The sequence below is a fragment of the Brenneria sp. L4-2C genome (genome assembly GCF_040240335.1).
Lineage (GTDB): Bacteria > Pseudomonadota > Gammaproteobacteria > Enterobacterales > Enterobacteriaceae > Brenneria.
The window spans coordinates 1-1614 of the sequence record NZ_JBEIAC010000055.1; the positions used below are offsets into that span (position 1 = coordinate 1).

Annotated in this window: 1 protein-coding gene; it reads right to left on the reverse strand. The window is 57.1% G+C overall.

All coding sequences use genetic code 11. The annotated features are described in order from the left end of the window. Positions 1–37: 37 nt before the first annotated feature. A protein-coding gene (locus ABRZ26_RS24995; protein WP_319606705.1) for an IS3 family transposase occupies positions 38–1551 on the reverse strand; the annotation gives its coding sequence in 2 pieces (ribosomal slippage) (positions 38–1101 and positions 1101–1551; 1515 coding nt in all). Between the last annotated feature and the right edge of the window lie 63 nt (positions 1552–1614).

A 1614-nucleotide genomic window follows, 5' to 3' on the forward strand; every position in this document is an offset into this window, starting at 1 on the left:
GCGGTAAGTGTCAAGATAGTTGGCACCCCCGGTTAATTTATACCACCTGTTTTTCCCGCTCCGGATTCAATGTCACCACGCCTGTCGGCTGCCAGTTTCTCGTCCTCCCTGACCAGCGTTCCGGATGGACCAAACGGGCCGACCGGTATACTTCATCGCGCCTCCGCAGTATCTCCCTGTCTTCACCCCGGTGTCGCTGCGCCGGCGTTACATACCGGATACCGCTGTGCCGGTGTTCCCCGTTATACCATCGGGTAAATCTCTCCACCCACTTCCTCGCTTCTTCCAGCGTTACGAACCCTGATGACGGCCAGTCCGGTACATATTTCAGCGTCCTGAACAGTGACTCCACATGCGCGTTATCGTTACTTACCCGCGGACGGCTGTGAGACGGGGTTATCGCCAGTTCCTGAAGCTTCGCCTGCAATGTCTGTGACTTCATCGCCGCGCCATTATCCGCATGCAGCACCAACGGCTGGCGATAACACCGCTCCCGCAACACGCTGCGTTGGATTAGTGCGGCTGCCTGTTCTCCGTTTTCGCTCTCATGCACTTCGTAACCCGTGATTTTTCGGCTGTACAGGTCTTCGATAAGATACAGATAAAACCAGCGCCCTTTCACCCCTGAGGCGAGCCAGGTGATATCCCACATCCACACCTGATTCGGCTCCGTCGCTTTCCAGGTGGTGGCTGGTCGGGCTTTCTCTCCCATCCGCTGCCGACCCCGGCGATGCGCTTCGCCATGCCGCCGCAGCACCCGGTAAAACGAGGACTCGCTCGCCAGATACCTCCCCTCATCCGCCAGTCGCGGCACGATTTGCGACGGCGGCAGACTGGCATACGCCGGATGATGACACACCGCCAGTATCTGCCGCTCTTCCTCTGTCGTTAAGCGGTTGCCCGCTACCGGCCTTATTGCCCCCGGACGCCTGTCTTCCGCGCTCTTGTGCCATCGCCGCCAGGTGCGTTCACTCAGGTTGATTTCTCGCAGAGCAACGGACAGTCGCGCGCCGTTCGTCATGGCTTCGCGAACATAACCACTTAATGCCGCCCGTTCCAGGACCGGCGTCAGTCGTCCCCGTCCGTTTCCCCGTAATAGTCCTGCAACCGCTTTCGCAGCACCAGTATCGCTGCCGCCTCCGCCAGGGCTTTCTCCTTACGGACCAGTTCGCGTTTAAGTTGCTTAACCTCTTTCTGGCTTTGCCTGAGCGCGGCTTTATCATCAGGTGAATACATCTGCAAAAAACCTTGTTTCCACTGACTTATCTGCTCAGGGTAGAGGCCTTTTTTACGGCAATATTGTGCGAGCTCCGTTTCAGTAAGCGTGGCGGTTTCAACAATGACGGCCAGACGGGCTTCCGCTGGCCATTGTTCTGTGGTTTTGTCTGCGCCGGGCACCGGTTTCCCCTCTGCTTTTGCCTGATTACGCCAGTTATAGAGGGTAGCTTCCGATATTCCTTCCAGTTGAGCAACCGCCGTGACGGTCATGTTGTAAGGCGGCAGTAATTTAGCCAGTGCTGCTGATTTTCGTTCGGGTGAAATGCGTTTCATGGTGTTTCCCCACCGCCCCATTAGCGTTTTTGATGGGGGTGACATCTATCCTGACAGAGGGGG